This is a genomic window from Micromonospora sp. LOL_013 (genome assembly GCF_048060315.1).
Classification (GTDB): Bacteria; Actinomycetota; Actinomycetes; order Mycobacteriales; family Micromonosporaceae; genus Micromonospora_E.
Window position 1 is genome coordinate 1 of record NZ_JBHMIQ010000016.1, and the last position, 12,822, is coordinate 12,822.

Consider the following 12,822-nt stretch of genomic DNA (forward strand, 5'->3'; position numbering starts at 1 on the left):
GGGCCGTCTCATTTATCGGGGGGTCCACTGTGGGTTATCGGGGCCCTGCTGAATAAGCCTCCGGGTTGTGAGTTCGGCGGTGGCGCGGCCTCGCGTTAGCTGGGCCCGGCGTCGCATCCCGTAATCGCCCTTTTCGCGCGTCGGGCCCGCCTGCTGGGCGGCGGCTCGGGGTTGACGTGGAGAGCCACCTCGGGTCGCCGCCCTTCCAACTCTCGTTGAGGGGGCGTTGTGTTCGGGAAGTGGTTTCAGCGTGCGGATGTGCCGGTGGATGTGGTGTATCCGGTGCCGGGTCGGCGGCGGTTTGCCGACCGTACGGTGCCGCCGCCGGACCGGCGGCCGGCGACCCGGACGGATCGGACGGATCGGCGTGGTGGTAACGCCGGCCGGTATTACCTGCGATGAGGACACCCGCAACCGGCAGGGAGCCGGTGCATGAGCCGGTGCGGCCGTCGTGGTGCTGCGCGGTCTGTCCGGACGGGACGCCGTGGCCGTGTCCGCCGGGCCGCACGCAGTTGGCGGAGGCTTACGTCGGTGAGCCGGTCGCGTTGTCGGTCGACGTCGGCGAACTGCTGACCCTGGCCGCCGAGGAGGCCGGCATCACCGACCCGGCCGAGCTGCACGAACGCTTCGTCTCTTGGACCTGGATCGACGGGACCGGGATCGATGCGGGTGGGCGGCCGTGAGCGTGGCGGTGGGGCGTCGGGTCGCCCTGTGGCGGGTACGGCGGCGGATGACCCAGCAGGTGCTCGCCGACCGGGTCGGTCGGTCTAAGAGCTGGGTGGAGAAGGTGGAGCGTGGTGTCCGGACGTTGGACCGGTTCTCGCTGATCCGGCAGGTCGCCGAGGTGCTGCGGGTCGACCCGGCGGAGTTGGTCGGCCCGGACCGGCCAGCGGAGGCCGGTGGGGCGGTCGACGGGGTGGCGGCGGTCCGAGCGGCGCTGGCCAGCTACGAGGTGTTCACCGCCGCCGACAGCGGACCGGCAGGGGAACAGGAGGTCACGCAGCGGGTGGAGCACGCCTGGTCGACGTACCAGCACGGCGACTATCCCCGGCTGCTGCGGACGGTGCCGGAGTTGCTGGACGCTGCCCGGCGGCTGCACGCCACCCGGCCTGCGCCTGGGGCGGAGTTGTTGGTGCGCGCTTACCGGATTATCGCGCTCGTGCTGGTCAAGGTCGGTGAACCCGAGCTGGCCTGGTTGGCGGCCGATCGGGCGCTGGCCGTGGCCGGCAGCGATCCGGTGCTGGCCGGTTCGGCGGCGGTGCCGCTCGGGCAGGCGCTGCGCGGGCTGGGCCAGGACCGGTTGGCGATGACGACGACGGTCGCCGCCGCCGACCGCATCGCGGCGGCGTCTGTCGAGCGCGGCACGGTGTACGGGACGTTGCTGCTGCAGGCCGGGTTGGCCGCTGCCGGCTGCGGCGAAACCCGCAGCGTCGACGAGCTGCTCGGCCGGGCCGCTGACGTCGCTGGCCGCATCGGCGACGGGCTGGACTACCGTACGGCGAGCTTCGGCCCGGCGGCTGTCGAGCTGGCGCACGTCGCGGCGGCCGTGGAGTCGGGCGACGCCCGGCAGGCGGTACGCCGACACGAAACGGCCACCCGGCAGCTGACGTGGCGTGGACTGCCGGCGGAGCATCGGGCGGCGTACCTGGTGGACGCCGCGCGGGCGTACCTCGACGTCGGTGACTTCGTAGCGGCAGGACGCTGGCTCGTCGAGGCGGACCGCGTCGTACCGGCTGAGATCCGCTGCCGGCCTTCCGCCCGTACGGTCGTGGCGGAGATCGCCCGGTGCGGGCCGGACGCGGCCGGCGTCGCCCGGCTGGCGACGGCGCTCGGGCTGACGACCGGCGTTTCGTAACGAGGGAACCTGTATGACCCTCAACCCGCCAGTTTCACGACAATACAGGTTCCCTCGCCAGCGTCAGCCGGGCAGCGTCACCGCGTTCCTCGGTGAGGTGGAAGGCACTGATCCATGCCTCGGTACGCGCGCGTTCCGTCGCCAGCGCGGCATCGTCCCCATCGTGCAGTTCGCTGCGGACGTCGTCCCAGTCGTGGAACTCGGTCATTGCCTCTCCTGTCGGCGGGTCGAGGGGCAGGCCATCCATGTCGCCGTGTTGCGCCACGATCTGGCGCTGGAGCAGGCGTCACGCCCGGATCAGGTTGACCGTCCGGCCTGACCCAGCACCCGGAGCAGGTCCTCGACCAGGTCCTCGGCGCTGGCGTGGCCCTTTCCGTCGGCTGCCAGGTGGCCGGTGATGGCCAGGTCGGCGGCGCCGTGCGCCAACGCGCGGACGAGGGCGGCGGCCCGTTCCGGGTCGCCGGCGGGTAGGGCGGCGGCGGCCTGCGCCTCGGCGGTCAGCTCGACGAGTCGCCGCCAGGTGGCGCCGGCCCGCTCGTGCAGGTCCGCTGAGGCGTTCATCGACCACCCGTAGACCAGCGCGAACCGTCGCGGGTGCTGCTGCGCCCAGCGTACGTATTCGAGCAGGACGCGCCGCAGCGGCGCGGCGGCCTCGGTCCGTGGCGTCGGCGTCGCCGTCATGACCCGGTCGAGCCGGTCGAACTCCTGGATGGCGACGGCCTCCAGCAGGGCCTGCTTGTCGGTGAAGTGCTTGTACGGCGCGTTGTGTGACACGCCGGCCCGACGCCCGACCTCCCGCAGGGTGACCCGATCGGGGCCGCCCTCGTCGAGCAGTGCGGTCGCTGCGGCGACCAGGTCGTCCCGGGTGCTCATCGCCCGATCCTAGATCAGGTTGACGCTGTCAACCTGGGCGACGTAAGGTCAGGTTGACAACGTCAACCCATGAAGGGGTTCATTCTGATGAGGACCGTCGTCATCACCGGGGCAACCACCGGCCTCGGACTGCGCGTCGCCGGGCGGCTCGCCGCCCAGGGCTGGCACGTTGTGCTCGGCTACCGGGCGGAAAGCCGGGGAGAAGCGGCGGCCCGGCAGATCCGTCGCCGGACCCCCGCTGCGAGCCTCGAACCGCTCCGGATCGACCTGGCCGACCTGCGCTCGGTCGCGGACGCGGCCGGGGCACTGCGCCGCTCCGGGCAGCGTCCGCCGCTGCACGCCATCGTCGGCAACGCCGGCGTTCAGATCATCGACGGGGTACGCCGGTCCGCCGACGGCTACGAGCTGACCTTCGCCACCAACCACCTCGGTCACCACCTGCTCGTCGCCGGGCTGCTGGATGACCTGGCCGCCGGGGCCCGGATCGCGATTGTCAGCAGCGGCACCCACTGGCGGGAGAAGAGCATGGGCTTTCCGGAGCCGCGTTGGACGAGTGCCCGCGAGCTCGTCGACCCGTCCGACGCCGCCGCGACCCCGACGGCGGGCCGGGTCCGCTACTCGACGTCGAAGCTGGCGAACATCTACTTCGTCTACGAGCTCGCCCGCCGCCTGGACGGGCGGCCGATCAGCGTCAACGCGTACGACCCGGGGCTGATGCCCGACACCAGCCTGTCCCGCGACTATCCGACGCTCGTCCGGACCGGCTTTCGGATGGCCGCTCCGCTGATCAGCGCGCTGCTGCCCGGCGCGCGCAGCTCCCGGGCCTCCGCCCGGCACCTGGCCGACCTGGTCAGCGACGCCCGGTTCGACGGCACCACCGGCGCCTACCTGGAGGGTCCGAAGATCGCCCCGTCCTCACCCGAGTCGTACGACGTCGCTCGGGCCCAGCAGCTCTGGGCCGACAGCGAGCAACTGATCGACCAGGCGCTCGCCCGCCGCTGAGCTGAGTGGGACCGCTGCGGATCGCGTCACCAGCAGCCGTGTTACCGTTGACGTTCGGGAAGTCCTGAACGTTCGTGATACTGATGTCCCGTGGTGGGATGTCGCCGGTGACGGAGGAGATGACGCGTGGACCCGGACGCCGGGCGGCGGTACGCCGAAGAGGTCGGTGTCGCCCTCGCTCAGATGGGCACCACCCCGGCGTTCGGCAAGCTGCTGGGCTGGCTGCTGATCTGCGACCCGCCGGGCCAGACCACCGCACAACTGTGCGAGGCGGTCGGGCTGTCCAAGGCCTCCGTCTCGGCCGGGATGCGGGCCCTGGAGCAGTCCGGCATGGTGCGCCGGGTGCCGACCAGCGGCCGGGGCCACGCGTACGAGATACACCCGGACGCCTTCGCCCGGGCGATCGACCCCACAGACAAGATGCGCACCTTCATCGACCTGATGCAGCGCGGCATCGACCTCGTCGGCGACGCGGACGCTCCCGAAGCGGACCGGCTCCGGCACACCCGCGACTTCTACACGTTCATGATCGAACGCACGCCCGCGCTGATGGAGGAGTTCCGCCGGCAGACCGGAAGGAGCGTGTGACGGTGCGGGTCCTGATCGTCACCGTCGGATCGCGCGGCGACGTCCAGCCGTACCTGGCGCTCGGCACCGGGCTGCGGGCGGCCGGCCATGACGTCACCCTGGCCACCTGCGCCAGATTTCGGTCCTTCGTCACCGACCACGGCCTGACGTACGGCCACCTCGGCGACGAGATCCTGCAACTGCTCGACTCGGCGGCGGGCCGCGCCGCGATGGAGGACACCACCGGACTTCTCGGCTCGATCAAGACCAACATCAGGCTGGCCCGGCAGGCGAACCCGATCAACCGGGGGCTGCTGGCCGACGTCTGGCAGGCGGCCCGCCAGGCCGACCCGGAAGTGATCGTCTACCACCCCAAGGCGCTGGCCGGCCCACACGTCGCCGAGAAACTCGGCGTGCCGGCGGTGCAGGCGGTGCCCGTACCGATGTCCGTGGCGACCGGCGACTTCCCGATGATCGGCATGCCGTCGCTGCCGCTGGGCCGCCCGTACAACCGGCTCACCTACCGGCTCGCCGGTGCCGGCTACCGGATGTACGACGGCATGGTCAACACCTTCCGGCAGGAGACGTTGGGGCTCGCCAGGACCAGCGGCGCGGCCCTGGCCACCCGGCTGCCCGACGGGCGGCCGATCCCGGTGCTGCACGCGATCAGCGGCCACGTCCTGCCGCGCCCCGCCGACTGGCCCGGCCACGCCCAGCTCACCGGATACTGGTTCCTCGACGATGCCACCGGCTGGCAGCCACCGGCCGAGCTGGTCGACTTCCTCGACGCAGGCGACCCGCCGGTGTACGTCGGCTTCGGCAGCATGGCCGGGCGCGACCCGCGGCGCCTCACCCGGGCCGTCGGCGACGCGTTGCGCCTGGCCGGCGTACGCGGCATCGTCGCCACCGGCTGGGGCGGGCTGGACGCGGCGGACCTGCCGGACAATGTCCTGCCCATCACCCAGGCGCCGCACGACTGGTTGTTTCCCCGGGTGTCCGCCGTGGTGCATCACGGCGGTGCCGGCACCACCGCCGCCGCGCTGCGCGCCGGCAGACCGTCGGTGATCTGTCCGTTCATCCTGGACCAGTTCTTCTGGGGTCGGCGGATCGCCGCGCTCGGCGCGGGCAGCACCCCGGTGCCGCAGTCCACACTCACCGCGCAGCGGCTCGCCGCCGCGATCCGCCAGGTCACCACCGACATCGACGTTCGGGATGCGGCGGCCGGGTTGGGGCGGCGCGTCACGGCCGAGGACGGCGTCGCGAGCGCGGTGGCACGGATCGAAGCCGCAGCGGCGTGACCGACCCCGGGTCGTTGACGGTCACGGTCCCGAGTCGGGTTTCGGCCGCACGATGAACCACATCGCGTGCACGTCCTGGTTGCCGACCTGTTCGTCGTACAGCCAGCGGCACCGGATCGATGCCGGTGTCCACCCGACGCCGGCCAGTCGCTGCGGTTCTTTAGCAGGTGCGGGCGGGACGAGTCGAACACCATGCTGTCCCCGGCGCCGAGCACGACCTCCTGGAAGCCGACCTGGCAGGTCAGCTCACCCTCCATGATGTAGGCGTGCTCGTGGCCGGTGTGTCGCTGGAACCGGCCGGACACACGCGGGACGCGCCGGGTCGTCGACATCCCGATCTCCGAGCAGGCCATCCTCGGTGCGGTGCTGGGCGCGGCGATGACCGGGCTGCGCCCGGTCACCGAGATCATGTTCTCCGACTTTTTCGCGGTCCGCTGGGACATCGTGGTCAACCAGATCGCCAAGACCCGGTACATGACCAACGGCCAGGTCAGCCTGCCGCTGGTGATCAAGTCCGGCAACGGCGGAAGCCTGCGGTTCGGTGCCCAGCTTTCGCAGTCGGTGGAGAACCGGGCGATGGCCGTACCCGGTCTGAAGGTGGTCAGCCCGTCCGCCCCGACCGACGTGATCGGCCTGATGGCCGCCGCCGTCCGCAGCGACGACCCGGTGCTGTTCTTCAAACACAAGGGACTGTACGCGGGGCGGGCCGAGGTGCCCGACGGGGAGATCGTCGACACCCTCGGCACCGCGAAGATCCGCCGGCCGGGCCGGGACGCCACCGTCGTCGCCCTCGGCCTGATGGTGCCCCGGGCGCTGCAGGCCGCCGACGAACTCGCTGGCCGGGGCATCGACGTCGAGGTCATCGACGTCCGGTCGCTGGTGCCGCTGGTGTTCTGGGACCTGGACGGGCCGGTCCAGCGGATCACCACCCCGCACATTCCGCCGGCACTACCTGCGATGAGGACACCCGGAACCGGCAAAGGGCCGGTGCATGAGCCGGTGCGGCCGTCGTGGTGCTGTGCGGTCTGTTCGGAGGGTACGCCGTGGCCGTGTCCGCCGGGTCGGACGCAGTTGGCGGAGGCGTACGTGGGTGAGCCGTTGGCGCTGTCGGTCGACGTCGGTGAGCTGCTGACGGTCGCCGTCGAGGAGGCGGGGATCACCGATCCGGCCGAGTTGTACGAGCGTTTCGTGTCGTGGACGTGGGTCGACGCGGGTGGGCGGCGGTGAGTGTGGCGGTGGGGCGTCGGGTGGCGCTGTGGCGGGTACGGCGGCGGATGACCCAGTGTTCGCCGCCGCCGGCCGGGTCGCCGCGGCGTCTGTCGAGTGTGGCGCGGTGCACGGGACGTTGCTGCTGCAGGCCGGGTTGGCCGCCGCCGGCTGCGGCGAAACCCGCAGCGTCGACGAGCTGATCGCACAGGCTGCTGAGGTGGCCAGGCAGATCGGGGACGGCCCGAACTACCGGCAGGCGAGCTTCCGCGCGGGCGTACCTCGACGTCGGCGACTTCAAAGCGGCGGGTCGGTGGGTGGTCGAGGCGGACCGCGTCGCACCGGCTGAGATCCGCTGCCGGCCCTCCGCCCGTACCCTCGTGGCGGAGACTGCCCGGTGCGGGCCGGACACTGCCGGCGTCGCCCGGCTGGCGACGGCGCTCGGGCTGACGACCGGCGTTTCGTGACGAGGGAACCTGTATGACCCTTAAACCGGCGGGTTGAGGGCCATAGCGGTTCCCTCGGTGGCGTCGGCCGTGCCGAGTACCCGGATCTGGTCGCCGGGCCGGATGACGCCACCGACCACGACGCGGGCGTAGAGGCCACGCAGCCGGGCCTGGCGACCCTGCTCACTCCAGACCAGCTTGTGCGCGTCGCGTCCGTAGCGGTTGGCGAACTTCGCGCACCCGGTGTGCGGCTCGGCCGTCACCTCGATGACCGCCTCGTCGCCGACCGCCAGTCGGGTGCCGGCGGGCAGCGCGTCGGCGTGCAGGTCGAGGTCGGCGAAGAGCTGGTCGCCGGCCAGCCCCCAGTGCTGCGGGTCGTCGCCGGCGACCAGCCGGACGAACCGGGAGTTCATCACGGTGAGCTGCCGGTCCGGGTGCGCAGACCCGTCACTGGTCGCCGAACTGCCGCGCTGCGCCCAGCCGTCGCCGACCAGCCCGTCGGTGATGTCGAGCCTCCCCTCGGCCAGCAGTTCCCGCTCGGCAACGGCCGGCCGGCGGACCACGAGGTGCAGCGTGCCGGAGCCGCGCGGGGAGCGAGCCACCTCCGCGAGCCCGGCGGTGAGCTCGGCGGTGGTCAGGTGGCGGGGAGTCGTGGTGTGCGCCGTGGGCCGGTCCATGCCCGTAGTGTGCCAAAGCTTTTCGCGTCGTCGCCTGCTGTCTGGCCGACCGCGTTCCCGCCGACTGAAGCTTCGTGATCGGTTCTGTTTCTTTGTGACCACCTTGCGCCGCCGCGTAGGGCGGCTGGCTGCGGTTACTGGCACCACGATGCCAACCGGGATCACCTGAGGGCGCACCCGGCCAGTGCGGTGCGGTCGATTGTGATCGGATGCGATCGACTCTGTTCTTTTCTGTTGTTGACTGGTGTCTTTCGATCGATTTACTGTCGCGAGACCAGCCGTGCATCGGACAGAAACATGCGGTCGGCAGAAGGAGATATTCATGAGACGTGGATCAGCCGTCGCAGCCCTGCTCGTGCTCGGGATGATCGCGCCAGCTCAACTGGTCTCTGGTACGTCTACCGCTGCGGCTGCACCTGCGGCGACCGTCGACATCACCGTGGACGCGAGCGTCGTCGCGGCTGACAACGTCAACGGCCTGACCTTCAAAGGCTTCGGCGTGCTGAGCGCGAACAGCACCAGCGCCGTGCTGATGGACTACAAGGCCCAGCACCCCGAGACGTACGCGCGGCTGCTGCGGGTCCTCTTCGGCGGCGACCGACCCGTCATGAGCCACGTCAAGATCGAGATGGGCAACGACCGGAACAACTCGACCGGACCCGACCCGGCCACCATGCGCCGGGAGACCGAGCCGGCGAACGTGGCCCGGCACCCGGGCTTCCAACTGGCCGCCGACGCCAGGAAGGTCAACCCCGACCTCAAGGTCAGCATCCTGCGGTGGAACGCGCCGGCGTGGGCGAACACCAACGACAAGATCTACACCTGGTACAAGAACACCATCCTGGCGGCCTACCGCGAGTACGGCTTCATGGTCGACTACGTCAACCCCGGGGTGAACGAGCACACCGCCGATCTCACCTGGACCAAGCAGTACGCGAACCAGGTGCGCAGCGACACCACCGGCTACGTCAGCGACGATCCCGCACTGGCCGGCTTCCGCCCCGGCGAGGCGCAGCTCTACCACCAGATCAAGGTCGTCATCTCCGACGAGGTCGGCATCGGCAGCTTCGGCGGCGCGATGGTCGGCGACGCCGAGCTGCGCGACGCAGTCGCGGTGGCCGGCTACCACTACAACACGAACGACGACGGTCAGCACAACTTCACCCGGCTCGCCGAGCAGTTCGACAAGGAAATCTGGAACAGCGAGGCGCAGGCCACCTTCAGCAACTCGTCGTTCCGGCAGAACAACAACACGGCAGACCCGACCGTGCCGGGCACCGGCATCGGCGGCACGGGCAGCGCGCTGGAGATGGCCAACACCATCGTCAAGGGCTTCGTGATGTCGCGGCGGACGCACTTCGTCTACCAACCCGCCATCGGCTCGTTTTTCGAAGGCGGCCAGTACTCCTTTAAGGAGCTCGTGTCCGCCCGCGACCCGTGGTCAGGGTGGATTCACTACGACGCGGGACTCGCCGTGCTGCAGCACTTCACCAGCTTCGCGCAGACCGGTTGGGAGAACGACTCCAACACCGCCGGGGTCTGGCGGGTTGTCCCGCAGGCCAGCGCCTCCACCGCCACCGGCACCAACCCGGTCGTCGGGCGCAACGGTCAGCCCAACTACCTCACCATGGCCGCGCCGGACCGGTCGGACTTCTCGACCGTGATCGTCAACGACTCCGAGTACGCACGGACCTATGAGATCACGCCGGTCGGTTTCGATCTCGGGGTCGACCCGAAACTCGCCGTCTGGCAGACCGGGGCTGCCGGCGGCGGCGAGGCGTTCGACGCCAACTACAAGCGCCACGTCGCCGATGCGGTGCCCGGCGTCACCGGCGGCTACCAGGTCAGCGTCGAACCATACTCCATCGTCACCGTCACCTCGCTCGACGTCACCGCAGATCCGGAGTGGGCCACGCCGCTGCCGGTCGAGGGCGAGCGCACGGTGCTCGACGCCGACCCGGAGCACGGCGTGCTGTGGGCCGACGACTTCGACTACGTCGGCCGGACCGTGCCGGTGATCGGTCCGGGTGGCGTCGTCACGAGCCAGACCGAGAGCTTCATCGACTCCCGTGGCGGCGACACGGGTGCCATCCCGCTGTACACCTGGGACCGGAACGGTGCCTTCGAGACGGTGCGGACCGGCGACGGGAACAACGTGCTGCGCCAGCAGATCGACCGGGCGACGACCGGTGTCGGCGGTGCCTGGAACAGCGCCGATCCCGTCACCGGCGTCGGTGATCTGCGCTGGACCAACTACCAGGCGGGCGTCGACGTGCGGTTCGACCGGGGCCCGGCGTCGGACAACTACGCAGCCATCGGCGCGCGTTCGACCGGCGGTGGCAGCTCACACAGTCTGAGCGGCACACCCTATGCGTTGCTGCTGGCCTCCGACGGGACCTGGCAGTTCCGCCGTACCGGTAGGACGATCTCCGGCGGGACCGTCGCCGGATTCGACGCCACCGCCTGGCACCGGTTGGCGATCCGGGTCGCCGGTCACCAGATCACCGGCTTCGTCAACGGCGACCAGGTGTTCAGCTGGACCGACGACGTGCCGTACCTGTCCGGTCGCGTCGACCTCGCCAGCGGCTTCCACCACACCCGGTTCGACAACCTGACGATCGAGCGGGTGCCGGGCTACCTGCCGTACTACCGCGAACTCCTCGACAATCTGGAGATGAACGACCTGGCCGACCCGCCGGCCGCACGGCTCGCCTACAGCGGAGACTGGCGGCACGCCAACGGCGGCAGCATGTACGAATATCATCGCTCGTCGTCGACCAGTCGGGGGCCCGGTGCCACCCTCGCGTACACGTTCACCGGTTCCGGGATCGACGTCACGGGAGTCAACGACGGCAGCGCCCGGCTCGACGTGCGGGTCGACGGCGAACTCGTCGCGACGAACCTGCCGACCAGGTCCGTCACCAACTTCCAGCAGACCGTGGCCGTGCGAGGACTGCCGTGGGGTCGGCACACTGTGACCTTTGAGGTGATCGCCGGGACGCTGGTGGTCGACTCGGTCGGTGTCCTGGGGACGCCGGCAACCGAGCCGGCGTCGAGCGATGCTGTCAGCCAGGCGTTGGCGGTAGCCTCGCGGATCGAGCGGACCGAGGACTTCACCGACCGGGACTGGGCGCTGCTGCAGTCCAACATCGCGATGGCCGGTCGTGCGGTGGCCGACCCGGTGGGCTATCGGCTCGACGGGGAGGGCGCCCGGCAGATCGTCTCCCGGCTTCAGGCGGCCAGCTACCCGCTGGCCAATCGGGTGGCCGCGCTGCCGCAGGTCTGGCGGGCGACCTTCCTCGGCCAGGCGCCGGACGATCTGCCGGCGACGCTGCCCGCCACGCTCACCGACGGCACCACCCGGGATCTCGCGGTGACCTGGGATCTCGACGGAATCGACGTCAGCCAGGCGTGGACGACGGTCGCCGTCCGGGGCAGCCACGGTGGTGCCACCACGACCGCCTGGGTCGAGGTCGTGCCGCCAGGGCTGAGGTACTTCGCGGACGTCAACGGGACCGCGGCCGGCACCCTGGGCTACAACTCGCCGGCCCACGCGGCGGTCGCCGAACTGCTGGGCGACGATCTGCGCAACGGCGCACCCGACCAGGTCCTCGAAGGAGATGCGACCTGGGGCCTCGGGGCGTCCAACGCCGCCGGCGACCGTGACATCCGGTACAAGGGGATCGTCGCTGGTGACTACAGCAAGACGACCACCACGGGGGTGTACACGGCCAACCAGGTGGGGGCGACCCTCAGTTACACCTTCACCCTGCCGGCGGGTCGCCACACGATCGTGGCGGGCAGCCACTCCTGGTGGCCCGGCAACAGTCGCGGCTACGACGTGTTCCTGGACTATAACGGTGCCGCGCACCAGGTCGGAGCGCAGGTCACCCTCGACACCGCCACGCCGTCGAGGGTGTTGAGCTACGACATCGACCTGGCCGCGGCCGGGCCGGTGACCATCCGGCTGCGGGCGACCAACAACCAGTCGCCGATGCTGTCGTGGGCCGCTGCGGTCGAGGGGGTCTACTCCGTGTCGTACGACGTCAACGGCGGCATCGGCACGGCCCCCGAGGCGCGCAATGGTCTGTTGCGGACCGATGCTGGTCTGGACGCGCCGGGCACCGGTCTGCGCAGGCCCGCGTTCGAGTTCGCCGGTTGGAACACCGCGGCCGACGGCAGCGGCACCACGGTGACCGCCGCCACCGAGGTGTCGGCCCTGGCCCAAACCGCGGCGACGCTGTACGCCCAGTGGACGCCGGTGGTACCCACCTGGGAGCCGTCGCAGGTGTACACCGAGGGTGATCTCGTGTTCCACGCCGGCCGGGCGTACCAGGCCCAGTGGTGGACGAGGAACCAGGTACCGGGTGCCACGCAGTGGGGTGCCTGGGCCGAGCTCGGTGCCTACCAGCACTGCGGCAGCGATTTCTACCCGGAGTGGACGTCGTCGTGGATCTACACCGGCGGCGAGACCGTCGAGCATGACGGGCAGCTGTGGACCGCACAGTGGTGGACGCGGGACCAGCAACCTGCCGCCTCCGGGTGGGGCCCCTGGAAACGGGTTGGTGCCTGCTGATCCCGCTCCGCCCGCCCGTCCCGCGCCGATCATGTCTGCCGGGTCGGGCGGCGCCGGCCGCCACCCGGTGTCCGGCGCGGTCCCGGCCAGCTCGCCGCCCAGGGCCGGTAGCGACCCCAGCCGGTGTCGTCGTCGAAGCGGATCGCCTCGCCGTGCCAGACCCCCCCGCTGCGGGCCTGCAACCGGACGAGATGACCGAGGATCTCGTACGTCGCCAGACTGTTGCGGGCGCAGAGCGCGCACCGCACCACCTCGGCCGGGCACTTCATAGCCGAGGAGGCACCCGAGGAAATCATCAAGATGCTGCGCCCCCCCTGCTTGA

The 12,822-nt window shown here is 70.8% G+C and carries 12 protein-coding genes and 1 pseudogene; 8 read left to right on the forward strand and 5 right to left on the reverse strand.

All coding sequences use genetic code 11. The annotated features are described in order from the left end of the window. Positions 1 to 512 precede the first annotated feature (512 nt). Positions 513 to 683 carry a hypothetical protein gene (locus tag ACFHWS_RS12550; RefSeq protein ID WP_416568235.1) on the forward strand — a complete coding sequence of 57 codons (171 nt, stop codon included), beginning with the start codon at positions 513 to 515 and terminating at the stop codon, positions 681 to 683. Continuing rightward, a complete protein-coding gene (locus ACFHWS_RS12555; RefSeq protein WP_416568236.1) occupies positions 680 to 1,855 on the forward strand; it encodes a helix-turn-helix domain-containing protein in 1,176 nt (391 codons plus the stop codon). The genes ACFHWS_RS12550 and ACFHWS_RS12555 overlap by 4 nt, the downstream gene beginning before the upstream one ends. A 34-nt stretch (positions 1,856 to 1,889) precedes the next feature. On the opposite strand, the gene ACFHWS_RS12560 is transcribed toward ACFHWS_RS12555, so the two are convergent. Together ACFHWS_RS12560 and ACFHWS_RS12565 are read right to left on the reverse strand one after the other, a co-directional pair. After that, positions 1,890 to 2,063, reverse strand: a complete 174-nt coding sequence (locus ACFHWS_RS12560; protein ID WP_416554147.1) for a hypothetical protein — start codon at positions 2,061 to 2,063, stop codon at positions 1,890 to 1,892. Between the two features lie 89 nt (positions 2,064 to 2,152). Further along, positions 2,153 to 2,728, reverse strand: a complete 576-nt coding sequence (locus ACFHWS_RS12565) for a TetR/AcrR family transcriptional regulator (protein ID WP_416554149.1) — start codon at positions 2,726 to 2,728, stop codon at positions 2,153 to 2,155. Between the two features lie 87 nt (positions 2,729 to 2,815). Between ACFHWS_RS12565 and ACFHWS_RS12570 the strand changes: the two genes are divergently transcribed. The 3 genes from ACFHWS_RS12570 to ACFHWS_RS12580 all read left to right on the forward strand — a co-directional run bounded on the left by ACFHWS_RS12570 (position 2,816) and on the right by ACFHWS_RS12580 (position 5,595). Next, positions 2,816 to 3,730, forward strand: a complete 915-nt coding sequence (locus ACFHWS_RS12570) for an SDR family NAD(P)-dependent oxidoreductase (protein WP_416568237.1) — start codon at positions 2,816 to 2,818, stop codon at positions 3,728 to 3,730. A gap of 126 nt (positions 3,731 to 3,856) precedes the next feature. Continuing rightward, a complete protein-coding gene (locus ACFHWS_RS12575) occupies positions 3,857 to 4,318 on the forward strand; it encodes a GbsR/MarR family transcriptional regulator (RefSeq protein ID WP_416554153.1) in 462 nt (153 codons plus the stop codon). Next, complete coding sequence (locus ACFHWS_RS12580; protein WP_416568238.1) at positions 4,315 to 5,595, forward strand: glycosyltransferase; 1,281 nt, start codon at positions 4,315 to 4,317, stop codon at positions 5,593 to 5,595. The genes ACFHWS_RS12575 and ACFHWS_RS12580 overlap by 4 nt, the downstream gene beginning before the upstream one ends. Positions 5,596 to 5,792: 197 nt before the next feature. Here ACFHWS_RS12580 and ACFHWS_RS12585 read toward each other — a convergent pair. Beyond that, positions 5,793 to 5,948: pseudogene (locus ACFHWS_RS12585) on the reverse strand (cupin domain-containing protein); the annotation flags it as partial. Between ACFHWS_RS12585 and ACFHWS_RS12590 the strand changes: the two are divergent. Together ACFHWS_RS12590 and ACFHWS_RS12595 are read left to right on the forward strand one after the other, a co-directional pair. After that, on the forward strand, positions 5,875 to 6,822 hold the full coding sequence (locus tag ACFHWS_RS12590) for an alpha-ketoacid dehydrogenase subunit beta (RefSeq protein WP_416568239.1): 948 nt from the start codon (positions 5,875 to 5,877) through the stop codon (positions 6,820 to 6,822). The pseudogene ACFHWS_RS12585 and the gene ACFHWS_RS12590 sit on opposite strands and share 74 nt — an antisense overlap. 28 nt (positions 6,823 to 6,850) lie before the next feature. Further along, on the forward strand, positions 6,851 to 7,150 hold the full coding sequence (locus ACFHWS_RS12595) for a hypothetical protein (protein WP_416554159.1): 300 nt from the start codon (positions 6,851 to 6,853) through the stop codon (positions 7,148 to 7,150). A 138-nt stretch (positions 7,151 to 7,288) separates the two neighbouring features. Here ACFHWS_RS12595 and ACFHWS_RS12600 read toward each other — a convergent pair whose 3' ends face one another. Beyond that, positions 7,289 to 7,924: an MOSC domain-containing protein gene (locus ACFHWS_RS12600; protein WP_416554161.1), complete on the reverse strand. Its 636-nt coding sequence runs from the start codon at positions 7,922 to 7,924 to the stop codon at positions 7,289 to 7,291. Between the two features lie 322 nt (positions 7,925 to 8,246). Here ACFHWS_RS12600 and ACFHWS_RS12605 point away from each other — a divergent pair, with 322 nt between their 5' ends. Next, positions 8,247 to 12,500, forward strand: a complete 4,254-nt coding sequence (locus ACFHWS_RS12605; RefSeq protein ID WP_416568240.1) for a carbohydrate-binding protein — start codon at positions 8,247 to 8,249, stop codon at positions 12,498 to 12,500. A gap of 29 nt (positions 12,501 to 12,529) precedes the next feature. On the opposite strand, the gene ACFHWS_RS12610 is transcribed toward ACFHWS_RS12605, so the two are convergent. Beyond that, positions 12,530 to 12,769, reverse strand: a complete 240-nt coding sequence (locus ACFHWS_RS12610; RefSeq protein WP_416568241.1) for a hypothetical protein — start codon at positions 12,767 to 12,769, stop codon at positions 12,530 to 12,532. Positions 12,770 to 12,822: the final 53 nt, after the last annotated feature.

Bases quoted from the DNA above. Each gene is read 5' to 3' on its own strand.
- ACFHWS_RS12560 (WP_416554147.1), bottom strand. From the start codon at position 2,063: ATGACCGAGTTCCACGACTGGGACGACGTCCGCAGCGAACTGCACGAT.
- ACFHWS_RS12565 (WP_416554149.1), bottom strand. From the start codon at position 2,728: ATGAGCACCCGGGACGACCTGGTCGCCGCAGCGACCGCACTGCTCGAC.
- ACFHWS_RS12570 (WP_416568237.1), top strand. From the start codon at position 2,816: ATGAGGACCGTCGTCATCACCGGGGCAACCACCGGCCTCGGACTGCGC.
- ACFHWS_RS12600 (WP_416554161.1), bottom strand. From the start codon at position 7,924: ATGGACCGGCCCACGGCGCACACCACGACTCCCCGCCACCTGACCACC.
- ACFHWS_RS12605 (WP_416568240.1), top strand. From the start codon at position 8,247: ATGAGACGTGGATCAGCCGTCGCAGCCCTGCTCGTGCTCGGGATGATC.
- ACFHWS_RS12610 (WP_416568241.1), bottom strand. From the start codon at position 12,769: ATGAAGTGCCCGGCCGAGGTGGTGCGGTGCGCGCTCTGCGCCCGCAAC.